Here is a 14,329-nt window from a genome sequence, read left to right on the forward strand (position 1 = left end):
CCTGCGCTGCTCTCGTTAAACCCAGGCAGTACCGTCAGCGTTTGGCCACTTCACATTGGCAGACTCAAAAAAGGCTATCTTTTCTAAATCTTCCACGTAGTAACAATCGTTGCGGCTTTGGAAATCCTCTACGCGCTTTTTCTTGTGGTTGTCTTCAACATGGGTGCGCGTTGACCCCTCTTGCACGTAGTGGCTCAAGTTGTCGAAGCTGGTGACCACAATGCCGCGCTCAGGGAAAAACGGCACTTTGTAAGTTGGCAAACCGCCATAGGTGTCAATAACCTGTTGCAACTCGATTTTGGTTTTTTCACTTGGCGTGTGTGCCTGCTTGGCATATAACTTGTTCTTGTCGTGGGCCAGCAGCTCATCACCGATGATGGCTACTAAACCAACACGCTTATGCTGTGGGATCGCTTGAATCAAATCATGCACTGCTTGGTCTAGGTTCTCGTAGTCCCCACCGGCACCAATGCGTATTTCGTTCGCTGTTGCACCTTCGCTGATTGCACGTTCTGGTGCGTCATTGCGAACATGCTGTAACCAACCAATGTTTACGTCTTCCAGCATCGGATAGGTAGCAAGGTTGGTTGCTGCGGCAGCAGTGGTGCCGTTCCAACCAATTTTGATGATATCGAGCGCAATAGCTTGCTTAACGTGGTTTCGATAGCGATTAGCAAAATCGGGGAACTTGGACCACTGATCCATCTTTTGCCAGGTAATGTGCACATCACATTCAACTGGTTCACAGCGGTACTCGCGCGGTTTCAAGCCAGACACATCACGGGTTTGGCGCTCTTTCGAGTCATCATTTTCAACACCAGCGCGGCCAGTAACCCCGCCGTTGACGCTCATGATCACCGATTGGCCAACAATATCGTCAACAAACGCGGTGTTGATCATCTGGAGGAACTCAGCAGATTCATACACGCCATCGTAAAGCTTTTGCTCAATGGTTGGTTCTACATTGAATTGCTCCGACATAGATGCCACGCCGTAATTGGTAGCCATACCAGCCAACACGGCAACGAATAATTGTGAGGTACGTTTTTTCATAATCTTTCCTAACTAATTTGGTTGGGTTGGCTTACAGTAAATTTGCGTACTGTGCGTTATCGCCTTCGGGATCTTCTTCTGAGTCCGTCGTATCTGAATGCTCTTCAGCCGATAGCTTTTCCAATTTGCTGTTCAAATCAGCCAGCGCCTGCTTGGTGCTTGCCAACTCTTGCTTCACTTGTGCAAACTCGGTGTTTTCCTCTTTATCGCCTGGCTCGTCTTCAGCGCCTTCTTCATCGCCCTGTTGAGCAAAGTGCTTTTCGAGCTTGTCTGTTTTGTCAGACAAGGTTTTGATTTGGGTGCTTAGATTAAGTAGCGGTTCGCCCAGCGCGTCTTTCATCGCTTGTGCTAAATCTTCTTTTTTCATGTCGGGGTCATCCTTTGTTGAAAACAGTTTTTTAAAAAATCCGGGAGTGTCGGCGCTAGGTTGCTCGGGCTCTTCAAGCTGAAAGTTAACGGTAATAGGGGTAACATCCTTGTCGGCTCCTTCGCTTACCTGGTCTTTATTCTGTTCTTTTGAAAACTTCACACGGTCGGTGTAACAGCTGGCGGGGTAATCGGTGACAGCCAGACCGACCAAGTAGGTTTTATCGGTGCCCCGGAAGTTGCGGTTAATCTCAATGCTGAAATACACCGCTTGGTCGGCTTGGTTAAGCTGCACGAATGACGCATTGGGAGCGAGTACGGCATATAGACACAGTACCCCGTCGTTATTTTTCTTCGCATCAACACTGAGCACATCACCAAGCATGCCAGGGATATCAACATTACTGAGGTTTTTCGCCGCCCAGCCTGACCAATCACGTTCGTGGTCTAAATTGATGCGGGCGCCATACATTGCAGGGTTGTAAGTCTCGACAATATCTAAGATATCCTGCTCGGAAATCTCGCGGCCATCCACGGTCAAACCTTCTGCTGCTATTGATAATGGTTTGGTGCGTAACTGGCTGTTTTGTGGCATGGGCGGGTTACCTTTAAAAACTTTACAAATGCAATAAATGCTCTAAATTTGATTGCAGTTTGCCCCGCCTTTGGTCACCTTGCCATTTTTTTAATCTTTTGAAATTCCTATATTTTTGTTCTAGGTGGCACTAGGATTTTAAGCGCGCGTACTCCTGCTTTTTAGCCTTTAAACTGCCGTTAAGTTTTCCATTCATTGCGGCCCATGAAACCTAAATACTCCACCGAAGTGATTGCCAAAGCGCGTAACTTATATGTGATTGAAGGCTTTACGTTTGACGAAATTGCAGACGTGGAAGGCATGCCCAGTGCGCGCACTATTCGCCGTTGGTCAGAAAATGAAAACTGGGTGGATATGTGCCCCAGCTTTACTGCGGAAATGGCCTTTGCCAAACGCATTAATGTGCTGGCTGAAAAGGATGATAAAAGCGACAGCGACTATAAAGAGTTAGACTTTTGCACCCGCCAACTCGCTGCGCTCAATAAAAGTAAACTGGCCCCGAAGCCAAAAGAGCGAGCACCGGCGCACAATGATGCTGGCAACAACAGCAGTTCAAGCAACAAGAAAGGCAAAAAGAAGAAGGTTAAAAACGATTGCTCAAGCATCACTATTGAGCAACTTGAAGAGCTCGCGCAGGAACTACTCTACCCGCACCAACTACATTGGCTCGATAATCAGGATCACCGCCAACGCTTTATATTAAAACCGCGTCAAATTGGCGCCACGTTCTACTTTGCGTTTGAAGCGTTTTACGATGCGCTGAAAAGCGGGCGCAACAAAATCTTTATTTCTGCATCGCGCGACCAGGCAGAGATATTTAAAGCCAACATCATCGCCATGGTGCGTGAATACTTTGGCATTGAACTCAGCGGCTCGCCCTTGGTACTTAACTACCATGGCAAAACCATCAAGCTGGTGTTTAAAAGTACCAATGCGCGCACGGCTCAGTCAGACTCAGGTGACTTGTATATTGACGAAGTATTTTGGATACCCAAATACAAAGAACTTCGCAAGCTGGCCCAGGCGATGGCAACGCATGCGCATTACCGCATTACTTACTTTTCTACCCCCTCAGTCACAAGCCATGAAGCATACGATCATTGGAACGGTAAATGGTATCGCAAAACCAAAGCCTGTAATGATCCTGAATTTGCCATTGATGTTAGCCATAAAGCATTAAAAGACGGGGTGCTGTGTGATGATGGCATTTGGCGGCAAATGCTCACTGTGTACGATGTGGTTGAATCTGGCTTTGACCGTATCAGTATTGACGTACTCGAAAATGAATACTCACAAGAAGAGTTCGATAACCTCTTTATGTGTAAGTTCATTGATGATGCGCACTCAGCATTTAGTCTCAAACAGCTCATGGCCTGTGTGGGCGACTCATCAAAGTGGAAGGATTACAACAGTGAATGGGAACGGCCCTTTGCAATGAAGCCCGTACTCATTGGTTTTGACCCCGCCCGCACCCGAGACAAGGCCAGCGTGGCAGTACTCAGCATGCCACAATCCGGTGAGAAATTCCGCTTACTAGAAACCCTTGATTTAAGCGGCAATGACTTCGAAGCCATGGCCGCAGAAATAAAGCTACTCACTGACAAATACAACGTGCAACACATTGGCGTTGACACCACAGGCATTGGCTATGGTGTGTGGGAAATGATCACCAAGTTCTACCCACAAGCTGAGCCCATTTATTACAACCCACAGATCAAAGCACGCATGGTAATGAAAGCACTGAACGTAATTAAGAACGGACGCTTTGAATATGATAAAGACGCTGTGGCCGTTGCCAGTAGTTTTATCAATATCCGCAAAAAAGTAGTGGGCGATCAAGTCACATACGCCAGTAACCGCAGCGCTGAAATAGGCCACGCCGATATTGCGTGGGCCATTATGCACGCCATGATTTTTGAACCATTAGACGGTAACAGTTCTAGCCGTCAAACCTCTGTAGGAATAGCCGCCTAATGAAACCTAAACTTTCTGTAATAGCGGGCCAAGTCCCACAATATAAACAAACTAACAATAGCAGTGTGGGCTTTAGCTTTGGTGACCCTGAACCCTGCCTGGATAATCGTTTAACCAATTACATAGGTGTGTTTGCTAATACGGATGGCATTTACGCGCCGCCAATCAGCTTGCACGGTTTGATAAAACTGCTGCATGTGAACGCTCAGCACGCGCCCATTTTGTACTTTAAGCGCAACATGATCCTGAAATGGTTGAAACCAAGCGCTTTTGTAAGTCGCAAAACATTGGGGAAGTTTGCCTTTGATTACTTATGGTCGGGCAATAGTTATTTGCAAGTCGTGAGGAACCGCTTGGGCGGCGTTCTAAAACTCAAGCACCTACCCTCAATCACGATGCGTTATACCACTGAATCAGGTGTATATGCCCAAATTCGTAGCGATGGCAGCGTTACTCGCTTTAAAAAAGGCGAAGTAATACAAATCAAAGAGTATGACCCGAGCCAAGGAATCTATGGCATACCCCAATACTATGGTGGCATTCAAAGTGCCTTGCTCAATGAAGATGCCACGTTGTTTAGGCGCCGCTATTACAAGAACGGTGCACACATGGGTTTTATTTTCTCGATGGCCGACCCTAACCTTTCGCATGAAGATGAGGGAAAGCTAAAAGAAGCCATTAAAAATTCAAAAGGCGTGGGCAATTTCCGCAGTTTGTTTTTCAATAACCGTAGCGGTAAAACCGATGCTGACAAAGCCATTAAGATTACCCCCGTTGGCGATATCTCTACCAAGGATGAATTTGAACGTATCAAGCGCATTACCCTAAACGATATGCTTTCAATGCACCGCGCACAAGAAGCATTGAGCGGGCAAAGCTCTGGCGACTCGGCGGGGTTCGGTAACTTAGACCGAATTACCTCGGCATATTACAACAATGAGGTGGTGCCCTTGCAGCAAGATATTTTGCAAATAAACGATTACCTCCCCCGCTCTGCTCACATTGGTTTCGATGTGCCGGCCTACAGCGATTTACTTAACACACCTGATGAAAAGGACTAACCGTGAGTTGGATTGATATTGTTGCCTTTATCAAACAATGGGGGCGCTTGGGCTTTATTTGCTTAGCGGCCGCAGCTATTCAAATGTACTTGAGCGGTAAGCGCTTTACGTACTTCCATTACTTTATGTCAGTACTGATTGCGATATTTGCTGCTTACCTGGCAGCAAGCTTTTGTGATTGGCGCGGCTTTGATGAGAATTTAAAGACCGGGGTTATTGGCGTGACCGCCTATGCCGCCCCGCATATTTTGGAGGGGTTCGATAAACTGGTGAAGCTATTCAGTAAAGATCCCCATTCGTTTTTTAAATTATTTGCGAGGGCTAAATAATGGGATGGATTTCGAAAGTATTGGGATTTCTAACGAATCCCATTGCCGACCTAACAGGCAGCTATCGTGAGCGTAAACGCATTGCAGCCGAAACAGCTGCCAACATAGCCACCGCTGAAGGTGAGCTAAAAGTAGCTCGCCTTAAAGCGAAAACGCGGCGCATTGAAAACCAAGAAAACAATGATACCGACTATGACCTCATTGTGCTTAAGAACCGCGCCACCTCATTAATGGATGAGTTTGTTATTCTGGTTTTCTTAGGGCTATTTCTCGCGCACTTTGTTCCGTCACTCCAGTCTTATATGCAAGGCGGATGGAAAGCCATGGGATATGAGGGCGCGCCCTGGTACTTTGAGTTTGCAGTCGTTGGCATACTGGTAAGTACACTCGGACTGATGCGATTATTTAGAGTCTTCTTTGAACGGCTAAAACCCACGCGCGCCCCAGTCTAACTCCTTTATTTCTTCGACAACGGCGGCTACTTGGTTTAGCCGCTCAGCCCCACGTTTCACGTTTTGCGCTGGTACGTTATTTAACAATGCTGCATCGGCTTGCTTCATACCACGCACATAGTGATCGACGAGTGCTGCGCGTACATCCTCACTGGCTATTTTAGTTAACCTGAAAAGTAACTCTAAGCGCTCAAGGCTTAATTGTCCTTTGTGGAGATAATTCATAAAAGTAATCACTTAACTGATTATTAATATTCATTTTAGCAATACGACGTATTGAACACCAGATACATGGCTGCAATGTCCTGTGATTGTCATAGCGTGTCACAGCTTTGACATAGCCGATCCATTTCACTGTTCTTTTAGATCCTTTCAGATCAACGGATAGGGCCAAATACCCATTTCATTGGCTATGTCAAAATGATCACTTTTTTGTGCGAAAGCGGAAGGCGAGGAGGAGTGATTTTTTCGAGCTTTTGAATGTCGCTAATATTGGTGGATTGCCAAATACTGTATATAATCACAGCATTAATTTTAGGTAAGTAACTGAGGGTGAATTATGGCTAGGGTTTCATGTCCTAACTGTGAAGCAAAGGCGATTGTTACATCAAGGGAAAAGCAAACGAATGGCGTTAGTCATTTGTACTGTAGTTGTACCAACTCGAAGGAATGCGGTGCCACGTTCCGAGTAACGCAAAGCTTTGATCACTATCTCAACCCGCCAGTACGTAGCACCCAAGACTTAGCCGCCGCCCTCCTTAAAGGCTTACCCAAAGAACAACAGCTAGATTTACTGGGTGTTTAACTCTTTCAAAGCTTGTTTAATTTTTCACTTATCTGCTCTTTGGATAATGGCTTATTGTTAATTTCAGGAGCATATTCAAACACACCATCATCTGAGACTAATACTTTTTCACTTACTCCGGTGCCCACATCGCGAGACATTGCCAAACCTGGCGGGTGAAGAACCTCCCTATTTATACGTTCTATCAACCCCAACTCAGACATTTGATTCCAATTAATCGTTTTCATGCTTTTGACTCTCAGTTATTTAAGTTAATCGACAGCTAGTAAAGCCGCCAATACTGCTTGCCTTTCTGCTGGCGGTAACGCTTGATAATTATTTGCCCAACGCTGGGCTTTTCTCTTTATTCGCTGCCTATCTGTATAATTTTCACCGGCATACGTATGATAGTGAATTTCACCTGGCATGAAGTTGCACCAAACCGTTTCAGTTCTCACACCGCCGCGTGTCATTGCTTGAAAGCTCTTACTCCACCAATCATCCAAAATCTCTGCATATAATTTATTGTTATATCCTGAGATAATGATTTTTGTCATATCGCTGTCTATGCGTTTAATGGCCGTAAGCAACCTATAGTGATCATCATGAGTTAACTCGTGTTCATATCTGGCGTTGCTAGTACGGGTGCTTAGGTAATAAGGCGGATCCAAGTAAATAAGCGTGTTTGGTTTTGCTTGGTAGTTCTCCAAATACTCAATAGTACAACCAGTGATCTTTTCTGCACCTGGGTAAACAAACTGCCCTACCATGCAAGGGCTTTTATCAATAACAATGTTATATTCGGCAGGAGCTTTCTTTTTGAAGATGGCGCCAGTTCCTAAAAACCCCTCTATGTATGTTTCATGCGGCGGCATTAAGTTAATAATGGCCTGATAAACACCACTGCCACCTTTGGCGCCTAAATAGCTTTTATGTTCTGATTTGTCTTTCATTTTCATTCCAGCAGCTGACATAGCCGCTTTTATCTATTGTGGCCAACACAGATAAATTTAACTATGCCGCCTGGTAACTGCAGCATAGTTACCGCTGGTACCACATAGTTAAATTCGTCTGTACTCGAGTCAGTACTTCATAGCTAGGCTTATCTATGGTCGACCTCTGCTATGCCGCTACGCGGCGCTCATCTACACCAAAGTTGGCCTTCACAAGAGCTTCAGCAGCAGCTGGACTAACCGAGTTACCGCATCGTGCTACCTGGTTCTTTTTGGTGTTCTTGTTGCCGTTAGAGTCATAAGCTATTTTATAACTAGCAGGAAAGCCCATTGCTGCGAACAGTTCGTGTGGCTCGAGCATACGCATGCCGATATCAACAATTTGGTATTGCTCACCATGAATGGTGACAAGGCCAAATCTATCTTTAGTGGTAACAGTCCCTAAAGGCGCATTGATCGCTTGGGCATCACTGGTGCCATAATATTTAACTAAGAACGCTTGAACGTTACCCAAATGGTTGCCGCCGGCTGAAATGGTATGCAGTGGCTCGTTGGTAGAATGCCCCAAGTTATCACCGCGTAGTTTTATCATGTGGCTTGTTACCAAGGCGTTATGATCTGTTGTTGTGACGGTGTGCAATGGGTCGCGAACGTCTGACCCAGTAACACCTGTGTAATGCTTTGCTATATGCGCAGACACCAACGCAAAGTGACCACCTTTAACCTGTGCACAAATGGTGCGCAACGGTTCATTAGCCGCCATGTTTCGTTGATTAGATGCGTTGGCATGTTCTGTAATAAATGGCAATGCTTTGGCCTGATCAACAATGAACGGTTGTTCGGCATCAACAATGAACTTTTGAATGCCCTTTGCGATTCGCTTTAGGGTGCTTTCAGCAAGCGGGCGCTTTCTATCAAAGATAGACTTAACTGGGATGCTCCAATCAATAATATCTGCCGCCGTTTTATATGGCTGCAATCCTTCACCATGCGTTGGTTCAGGCCAGTTGATTGCTTCCCCATCATTGCGACCAACCATAAACAGGCGTTGGCGCGTTGTGGGTACGCCGTAATCGCACATTTTCAAAATACGATGGTCCAGCTCATAGCCCAAGCCGCGCTCTAACTTATGGTATGGGAAATCATCACCCAGTGCGCCGCGTATTTCTTCCCATGCAGGGTGATCCTTTTCGAGTCCTGTTGTCATACACGCAACGAATGCGTTGAACGTTTCACCTTTCCTATCAGGGCATGGCTTAAACTTACCTGGCTCTACCTCAACAACTGGCCCCCACGTTAAGAACTCTTCAACATTCTCGAGCATGAAGACTCGCATAGGAACCAATGCCGCCCAGCGAACCACAACCCATGCAAGGCCGCGAATGCTTTTATCTACTGGGCGTGAACCCTTTGCCTTGCTGAAGTGTTTGCAATCAGGCGAAAACCATCCCAATCCTACAGGGCGGCCAGCACAAGCCTCTATCGGGTCTACGTCCCATACAGATTCGCAATAATGCTTTGTCTCTGGATGATTGACTTTGTGCATATCAATAGCCGCAGGGTCATGATTTATTGCAATATCAACATGGCGATTCAACCCAAGTTCCATGCCAGTGGAAGCACCGCCTCCACCCGCAAAGTTATCGACAATAATTTCATTTGCTCTCAACATAGCCGTGCCTCACTTGCCATTTAACTTGCTGTAAATTGCAGACACATAACGTGCTTGGTGCACAGCATCATCCATAGCGTTGTGGCGCGTGCCAACAAAAGGCATATCATTTTTAGGGTCGAACCCATGCAAGGTGCGGCCAAGGTCAACAAGTGTTCGCACATCACGATCACCAAAATACGGCCAAGGCTGACGCATTCGGCAAGCCTTGTATGCATTACCCAAAATAACGTTATCGAAAGTGCAACCATTTCCCCACACCACACGCTCTTTAAAGTTTTCTATTTGACTGATCCACTCGTCAAATTCACCTAATGCGTCTTTTAGCGAAACAGCCATATCATCCAGTAGCACTTTACGCGCATCGTCGCTTTGCTCCATCCACCAAATCACGGTTCCTGCGTCCATTTCACCGTAGTAAGCCGAGCTTTTAAGGTTGACGATCGTGTGGAACTGCGCGCCAATTTCTCCCGTTGTTGGCTCAAAGAAGCACGCGCCTATAGATATGATCGCCGCTTTTGAACCATTACCCATAGTTTCTAAATCTAACATTACATTATTCATAATTTCTCCAACTAACCCCATGCTGCGGCTATGTCCCACCAGTCCTGCTCGGTTTCACCGGCAAGCACCTGGTGTGCATACTCATAGTCGCTACCTGAATAAACGCCGCCCACTGTTGGGGTATTGCGGCCAGCGTTATTTGCGTGCGCATAAGCTAGGTTCACCAGTTCTCGCGCGCGCTGCCAATGTGTATCTGTTACTTTGATTGGGCGTGCTGGTGTAGCACGCTCTAGGTTGGTCTGAGCAAAGGATTTCAATTCCTCTGCTTCCATAAAGTAGACGCGGCCATAGTGGACCACACTGCCGCCCTCGCTCAGCGCTTGGCGTTCTTCCTCTGTCATATCATCAAGCACAGCGATAGGGTCAATCATGCTTTCTTCAGGCAAAGCCTCGCTATCTTGTTGGGCAAAGATGTGTGCGTGGTACTCAATGTCTAAGCGTTTGCGTTCATTTAATGCACGCTGTTCATCCAATACTTGTAATTGGCCGTCTCGTATTCGGTAAATAAATCCATCAATAGCGATCTGCCTACCCGCTTTCAGATCCTTTTCATGATCTTTCACCTGATCTTTATCAAAACCAAAGTCGTTAAACGCAAACTGGGTGCTATCCCCCGCCGCTATTGGCGTACAGTTATTCCCACTAGTCCAAGATAGGTCGGCGGAGCCGACGAGGGCGTTGTCTTTAAGCTGGTTTTTCTCTGCTGTTCCTTTGAGTTGTCTGGTCCATTCCACAAGACGCGTCATTAGCACTGACTCGCTCAAGGTATTGAGCACACCTTTAATGCGGCTAACTAGCTCGCCATAGGCGTTACCAAAGGGAGTGTGTTCGTAGAAAGGTTTAAACCGCGCGTTGCGGCCAATACACATGCCACCTTGCAATTTCACATAGTCTTTCCAGCTGCCCGAGTCGGCCGCCGCACGCACCTCTTCTATTTGCGGATCATCAACGGCTTCACGCTTTCGGCGCAGCTCTCGCCATACTGTCACCGACGGTGAGCCCTGAAATTGGAACTGGCGAATATTCCAAGTACTGGCCCAGGCCTGCACTGGATTAACTTGCTTCTTTATAAGCTCGCCGGTCTCATCATCCTCATGATCAGATATTTGATAACCATCGATGTTTTTGGCGATGTACTTGGCGATATAGCTAGCGGCACTGCCCTTTTTCTTATCAATTAAGATTGCCTCGAAGCGCGGTGAAAAAGTGCGGTGAAACTTCTGAGGTTCTTTAGCCTTGATGCCTTGGCTCTTTTTAAATCCCCACGCCTGGCGTTGCTTCTTATAAGCAGTAAAAAGCTCTTTCTTGCGAGCGTAACGCTCTATGAGTTCTTCACGGTCTTCAGCAATAAAGTACTTGCGCATAATGGCGTTGACCCACTGCACTTTATCTTTAGGAATAAACAAGAGCATGTGCCAATGCGGGGTTGCATCAGCATGGGGCTCCGCCACACGCACACCAAAATAGTTGATACCAAGGCGGCCTAGTTTAGCCCTTACTCGAGACCACACTTTATTTAAATAGGCATTGGCATCCTTCGGTGTGGTTCCTTGGTACTTAGGTGAATTTGCATGAAAGCGGCTAGGTGTTGTTATGGTCGAAAACACACCTTGATAGCCTATCTCTTCGGCTAGTTCTTCAGTTTCACGAATACGCAGCATTAGCTCATTGCGGCGGTTGTCTGTGTTAGCCATGCCGCTTTTCACTGCATCCATTAGGTTTATAACACTTCCATCGCTGCCTTCTAGTTCCATCATTTCGAGGAACTGTCGGCCACTTTCTTGTGATGCGCTGTACTCCCGCTGCGCCGTTTTACTGGCATACGGGCTGACGCCACGGCGCTTGCTCTTCTTCGATTTAGGGCAGTGGTAAAGGTCTTTGCCTACCTGACCGGTGGCAATTTCTAGTAGTTCAATATACTGGCGGCGAACGGATTTGAGCTTACGCGCCCACCATTTTTCACACTGCATTTTCAGCAAGGCGATTTCGATGTGCTCAATGGGCACCTTATCGCCTTTTTCAGAATAAAAGGGGGCTTTCACCCCTCGCTCCAAGGAGAATTTGGAAAGCTTTTCATGTATCAGCGTCGCAATCTCTGCATAATCGAGGTGCTGATTTTCGTCGCTGATATCAATGGCTATTTGCATGCACTCGCGTGCAGCGTCAGTGCCATATTCTTTGGTTTTTTCAACACTACTCAAAATATGCCAAGGCAAAGGCATACTTTGAGTAATCCTGAATAGCACTTCAAAACGAGGCTGCAATCTTGCAATCGTGCGGCTTAACCAGCGATTAGCACGATAAATCGAACCCTGTTTTTTCTGGTTGTAGCGGTCAATGTAGCGGCGTGCCATGCGCCCTTGTAAAGGCGTGGGGATCACTGCAAGCTTGCGTGCCACATAATTAAAATTATCTACATCATCAATGGCCGCAACAATTCCGCGTGCCATTGATGATAGACGCAGCTGCGCCAAATCAACGGGCTGATTCGCTAGCATACTTTACAGTGCGCTGTGTTCGATTAATTCAGGCTCATGACCTTTGAGCACCGCATCTAAACGTTGTTGCAGCACATTATGTAGCTCTGCGCCCTCACCTTCTGGTTGCTCTGCAGCCAGTATTTCAGTTATACGCAGCAAGTTGGTGAACGTATCTTCGCAATAAATCAGCATGCCTGTAGTGGCTCTACTGTTAAAAAAGCGAATGGCCTCATTAGCTGTGTTAATTACTTCGTTAGCGATTTTTGTTGTAAGCGAGTTCATTATTAATCCTTAAATAACGTGAATAGTGGCAGGGTTCGGCGTCATGCCTTTGCTGCTTTTTTTAAATACAAAGTGGGCGTATTCGATAGAGTCGGTTTTCCCTTTTTTATCGGGAAAGAATGAGGGGCGCTTGCTATGCACATACACACTTTGCAGTGGTGCTTTATCCCAAAATGATTTGCGGTCTTTTGTGCCCAACCAGTTAAGGCGTTGAAGCATGACCACATAGCCATCCGGGCAAACGTGTTCTAATGCTTTGTTCACAAAGTCGATGGAGATATTAAAAGGCGGATTAGTTATCACCACGCCGTAATCACCTACCCCGCGTGACTCAAGAAAATTCAAGCCCGTAAACGGTGTTCTAGCGTCGATGCGTATATCGGCTGTGGTTAAGTTAATACCGTTAAAACGCTGTGCGAGCACTGCCGGGTAACTCGGCTCATACAATGAGCAACCGCCACAAGAGGGATCGAGTACATCGTCCGTCATAAGACGGTTTTCTAAATCTGTGCCTTTGATAGCATCGAGGAACTGCTCAATTAGCCAATGTGGTGTCACGTAATAATCATCTTTATTGCGCACGGCGCCGCGATTCGTTGAACTCATGAGGGCTCCTAGTGCTGCTTTGGCAGTTGGTTGGCTGGGTCAAAGTGGCCGCTGGTCACAGTCCGCTTTGCTCCCTGGTAGAACTTGGCCGGTGCCATGGCATTGGCTGAAGTGAACGCTTTTACAATTTCATCGAGCTCTAATACTGCTTTGCGCAATGCATCACGCTGCTCGTAACTCAGCTGGCTAAATGGCTTATCAATATCGGTGCGCTTTAAGCCAGCCGCAAAGCATAAAATGGTACGCTCACGTTCGCTCAGTACTTGGGTATACACATGCTTCGGCGTGTGGCGCTCATCACCTAACATGGCGCGGATCTCGCGCAATCCTTGTGGTGTATGGCTCCCCTCTATCGCCTCAAGGCTCGGCACCGGGTTTTGTGTTATCTGCTTAGCGGTTGCGGTCATGAAGTTGCTCCCATTCAGTCATACATCGTTTGTCACACCAGCGGCGCCCTTGCTCGGCTGGCTCTTTGCAATTCCAGCATCGACCCGTGCTTTGCTTGGGCGGCTCTGGCTTGCGGTAAGTTAAAGCGCGAGATAACTCGCGCTCTTGTTCGGTCGTTGCCACATCGGCTAAATCCATCTTGGCTTCCTTATTGTTTAATCATTAACGTGCTGCCACTCGTCACGAGCTTGGTCGTAACGCGACTGCAAATAGGCACCTAAGTCAGTCACGTTCACCATTGTTGGTGCACGTTCTGAATCTCGTAATTTAAAAGTGGGAAATGGCAACGCAGCGGCTTTCGCTTTTTGCTCTGCTGTTTTAGGCTCAATACCCAAATACTCTTTGCAAATTTCTCGCAGCGGTACCGTGGGGCTGTTAAAACAGGCCAGCAAAGCAAAAGTCATATTCATATCGCCTGTCCGGGGCTGGTGCTTACCCATGCTTTTCTCCTTTTCTGCCTTTTTCGTGGTCGGCAAGTAACTCATCTACTGTCACGCTTCCATGCGTAAGCTCGGAAATGCGTTTTATATACTTAGCTGGAGCCTGTTGGTGACGATGAACCCAATTCCATACTTGAGTTTGTGTTACACCCCCGCCTAAAGCTTTAGCAGTTGCTGTTTGCCCTAGTAGAGCATCAACGGCTTTCTCAATGGCTGACATCATTCCTCCAAGTCAAAACCACTTTTTTATATAATAAGATCGCTTTAAGTT

19 protein-coding genes are annotated in these 14,329 nt (G+C 46.8%); 5 read left to right on the plus strand and 14 right to left on the minus strand.

Annotated features, from left to right (window positions below; all coding sequences use genetic code 11):
• Positions 1–15: 15 nt before the first annotated feature.
• Positions 16–1,053: a phage major capsid protein, P2 family gene (locus PRUTH_RS13050; RefSeq protein WP_151173460.1), complete on the minus strand. Its 1,038-nt coding sequence runs from the start codon at positions 1,051–1,053 to the stop codon at positions 16–18.
• 31 nt (positions 1,054–1,084) lie between these two features.
• A complete protein-coding gene (locus PRUTH_RS13055; protein ID WP_138508010.1) occupies positions 1,085–2,014 on the minus strand; it encodes a GPO family capsid scaffolding protein in 930 nt (309 codons plus the stop codon).
• Between the two features lie 204 nt (positions 2,015–2,218).
• Between PRUTH_RS13055 and PRUTH_RS13060 the strand changes: the two genes are divergently transcribed.
• Genes PRUTH_RS13060 through PRUTH_RS13075 form a run of 4 tightly spaced genes read left to right on the plus strand, consistent with a single transcriptional unit; the run spans position 2,219 to position 5,830 of the window.
• Positions 2,219–3,988: a terminase large subunit domain-containing protein gene (locus PRUTH_RS13060; protein ID WP_151173461.1), complete on the plus strand. Its 1,770-nt coding sequence runs from the start codon at positions 2,219–2,221 to the stop codon at positions 3,986–3,988.
• Positions 3,988–5,049, plus strand: coding sequence for a phage portal protein (locus PRUTH_RS13065; RefSeq protein WP_151173462.1), 1,062 nt, complete (start codon positions 3,988–3,990; stop codon positions 5,047–5,049). Before PRUTH_RS13060 ends, PRUTH_RS13065 begins: the two co-directional genes overlap by 1 nt.
• Before the next feature lie 2 nt (positions 5,050–5,051).
• The gene (locus tag PRUTH_RS13070; protein WP_022944366.1) at positions 5,052–5,378 is read left to right on the plus strand and encodes a phage holin family protein; all 327 of its coding nucleotides are present in this window, start codon (positions 5,052–5,054) and stop codon (positions 5,376–5,378) included.
• Positions 5,378–5,830, plus strand: a complete 453-nt coding sequence (locus PRUTH_RS13075; protein WP_151173463.1) for a hypothetical protein — start codon at positions 5,378–5,380, stop codon at positions 5,828–5,830. Before PRUTH_RS13070 ends, PRUTH_RS13075 begins: the two co-directional genes overlap by 1 nt.
• On the opposite strand, the gene PRUTH_RS13080 is transcribed toward PRUTH_RS13075, so the two are convergent.
• The gene (locus PRUTH_RS13080) at positions 5,804–6,055 is read right to left on the minus strand and encodes a hypothetical protein (protein ID WP_151173464.1); all 252 of its coding nucleotides are present in this window, start codon (positions 6,053–6,055) and stop codon (positions 5,804–5,806) included. The genes PRUTH_RS13075 and PRUTH_RS13080 overlap by 27 nt on opposite strands.
• Before the next feature lie 334 nt (positions 6,056–6,389).
• On the opposite strand from PRUTH_RS13080, the gene PRUTH_RS13085 reads away from it, so the two are divergent.
• Positions 6,390–6,635, plus strand: coding sequence for an ogr/Delta-like zinc finger family protein (locus PRUTH_RS13085; protein WP_151173465.1), 246 nt, complete (start codon positions 6,390–6,392; stop codon positions 6,633–6,635).
• Between the two features lie 5 nt (positions 6,636–6,640).
• On the opposite strand, the gene PRUTH_RS13090 is transcribed toward PRUTH_RS13085, so the two are convergent.
• From PRUTH_RS13090 to PRUTH_RS13140, 11 genes are all read right to left on the minus strand, one after another.
• On the minus strand, positions 6,641–6,862 hold the full coding sequence (locus tag PRUTH_RS13090; RefSeq protein ID WP_170268952.1) for a DUF7415 domain-containing protein: 222 nt from the start codon (positions 6,860–6,862) through the stop codon (positions 6,641–6,643).
• Between the two features lie 24 nt (positions 6,863–6,886).
• The gene (locus tag PRUTH_RS13095) at positions 6,887–7,567 is read right to left on the minus strand and encodes a DNA adenine methylase (RefSeq protein WP_151173466.1); all 681 of its coding nucleotides are present in this window, start codon (positions 7,565–7,567) and stop codon (positions 6,887–6,889) included.
• Between the two features lie 169 nt (positions 7,568–7,736).
• Positions 7,737–9,239: a DNA cytosine methyltransferase gene (locus PRUTH_RS13100; protein WP_151173467.1), complete on the minus strand. Its 1,503-nt coding sequence runs from the start codon at positions 9,237–9,239 to the stop codon at positions 7,737–7,739.
• Between the two features lie 9 nt (positions 9,240–9,248).
• Positions 9,249–9,803, minus strand: a complete 555-nt coding sequence (locus PRUTH_RS13105; RefSeq protein WP_151173468.1) for a 3'-5' exonuclease — start codon at positions 9,801–9,803, stop codon at positions 9,249–9,251.
• Between the two features lie 11 nt (positions 9,804–9,814).
• Positions 9,815–12,301, minus strand: coding sequence for a replication endonuclease (locus tag PRUTH_RS13110; protein WP_151173469.1), 2,487 nt, complete (start codon positions 12,299–12,301; stop codon positions 9,815–9,817).
• A gap of 3 nt (positions 12,302–12,304) precedes the next feature.
• Complete coding sequence (locus tag PRUTH_RS13115; protein WP_022944360.1) at positions 12,305–12,565, minus strand: hypothetical protein; 261 nt, start codon at positions 12,563–12,565, stop codon at positions 12,305–12,307.
• Between the two features lie 9 nt (positions 12,566–12,574).
• The gene (locus PRUTH_RS13120) at positions 12,575–13,171 is read right to left on the minus strand and encodes an SAM-dependent methyltransferase (RefSeq protein WP_151173470.1); all 597 of its coding nucleotides are present in this window, start codon (positions 13,169–13,171) and stop codon (positions 12,575–12,577) included.
• Positions 13,172–13,179: 8 nt separating this feature from the next.
• Positions 13,180–13,578, minus strand: coding sequence for a hypothetical protein (locus PRUTH_RS13125; protein WP_151173471.1), 399 nt, complete (start codon positions 13,576–13,578; stop codon positions 13,180–13,182).
• Positions 13,562–13,756, minus strand: coding sequence for a hypothetical protein (locus PRUTH_RS13130; RefSeq protein ID WP_151173472.1), 195 nt, complete (start codon positions 13,754–13,756; stop codon positions 13,562–13,564). The genes PRUTH_RS13125 and PRUTH_RS13130 overlap by 17 nt, the downstream gene beginning before the upstream one ends.
• A gap of 17 nt (positions 13,757–13,773) precedes the next feature.
• Positions 13,774–14,058, minus strand: a complete 285-nt coding sequence (locus tag PRUTH_RS13135; RefSeq protein WP_249311404.1) for a pyocin activator PrtN family protein — start codon at positions 14,056–14,058, stop codon at positions 13,774–13,776.
• Complete coding sequence (locus PRUTH_RS13140; protein WP_306669446.1) at positions 14,051–14,281, minus strand: YdaS family helix-turn-helix protein; 231 nt, start codon at positions 14,279–14,281, stop codon at positions 14,051–14,053. The genes PRUTH_RS13135 and PRUTH_RS13140 overlap by 8 nt, the downstream gene beginning before the upstream one ends.
• Between the last annotated feature and the right edge of the window lie 48 nt (positions 14,282–14,329).

It is taken from the genome of Pseudoalteromonas ruthenica (assembly GCF_008808095.1).
GTDB classification, from domain to species: Bacteria; Pseudomonadota; Gammaproteobacteria; order Enterobacterales; family Alteromonadaceae; genus Pseudoalteromonas; species Pseudoalteromonas ruthenica.

Coding starts and splice junctions, on each gene's coding strand:
- PRUTH_RS13135 (WP_249311404.1), bottom strand. CDS start 14,058: ATGGGTAAGCACCAGCCCCGGACAGGCGATATGAATATGACTTTTGCT.
- PRUTH_RS13115 (WP_022944360.1), bottom strand. CDS start 12,565: ATGAACTCGCTTACAACAAAAATCGCTAACGAAGTAATTAACACAGCT.
- PRUTH_RS13085 (WP_151173465.1), top strand. CDS start 6,390: ATGGCTAGGGTTTCATGTCCTAACTGTGAAGCAAAGGCGATTGTTACA.
- PRUTH_RS13065 (WP_151173462.1), top strand. CDS start 3,988: ATGAAACCTAAACTTTCTGTAATAGCGGGCCAAGTCCCACAATATAAA.
- PRUTH_RS13125 (WP_151173471.1), bottom strand. CDS start 13,578: ATGACCGCAACCGCTAAGCAGATAACACAAAACCCGGTGCCGAGCCTT.
- PRUTH_RS13120 (WP_151173470.1), bottom strand. CDS start 13,171: ATGAGTTCAACGAATCGCGGCGCCGTGCGCAATAAAGATGATTATTAC.
- PRUTH_RS13095 (WP_151173466.1), bottom strand. CDS start 7,567: ATGAAAGACAAATCAGAACATAAAAGCTATTTAGGCGCCAAAGGTGGC.
- PRUTH_RS13090 (WP_170268952.1), bottom strand. CDS start 6,862: ATGAAAACGATTAATTGGAATCAAATGTCTGAGTTGGGGTTGATAGAA.
- PRUTH_RS13100 (WP_151173467.1), bottom strand. CDS start 9,239: ATGTTGAGAGCAAATGAAATTATTGTCGATAACTTTGCGGGTGGAGGC.
- PRUTH_RS13110 (WP_151173469.1), bottom strand. CDS start 12,301: ATGCTAGCGAATCAGCCCGTTGATTTGGCGCAGCTGCGTCTATCATCA.
- PRUTH_RS13050 (WP_151173460.1), bottom strand. CDS start 1,053: ATGAAAAAACGTACCTCACAATTATTCGTTGCCGTGTTGGCTGGTATG.
- PRUTH_RS13080 (WP_151173464.1), bottom strand. CDS start 6,055: ATGAATTATCTCCACAAAGGACAATTAAGCCTTGAGCGCTTAGAGTTA.
- PRUTH_RS13130 (WP_151173472.1), bottom strand. CDS start 13,756: ATGGATTTAGCCGATGTGGCAACGACCGAACAAGAGCGCGAGTTATCT.
- PRUTH_RS13060 (WP_151173461.1), top strand. CDS start 2,219: ATGAAACCTAAATACTCCACCGAAGTGATTGCCAAAGCGCGTAACTTA.
- PRUTH_RS13055 (WP_138508010.1), bottom strand. CDS start 2,014: ATGCCACAAAACAGCCAGTTACGCACCAAACCATTATCAATAGCAGCA.
- PRUTH_RS13075 (WP_151173463.1), top strand. CDS start 5,378: ATGGGATGGATTTCGAAAGTATTGGGATTTCTAACGAATCCCATTGCC.
- PRUTH_RS13105 (WP_151173468.1), bottom strand. CDS start 9,803: ATGAATAATGTAATGTTAGATTTAGAAACTATGGGTAATGGTTCAAAA.
- PRUTH_RS13140 (WP_306669446.1), bottom strand. CDS start 14,281: ATGATGTCAGCCATTGAGAAAGCCGTTGATGCTCTACTAGGGCAAACA.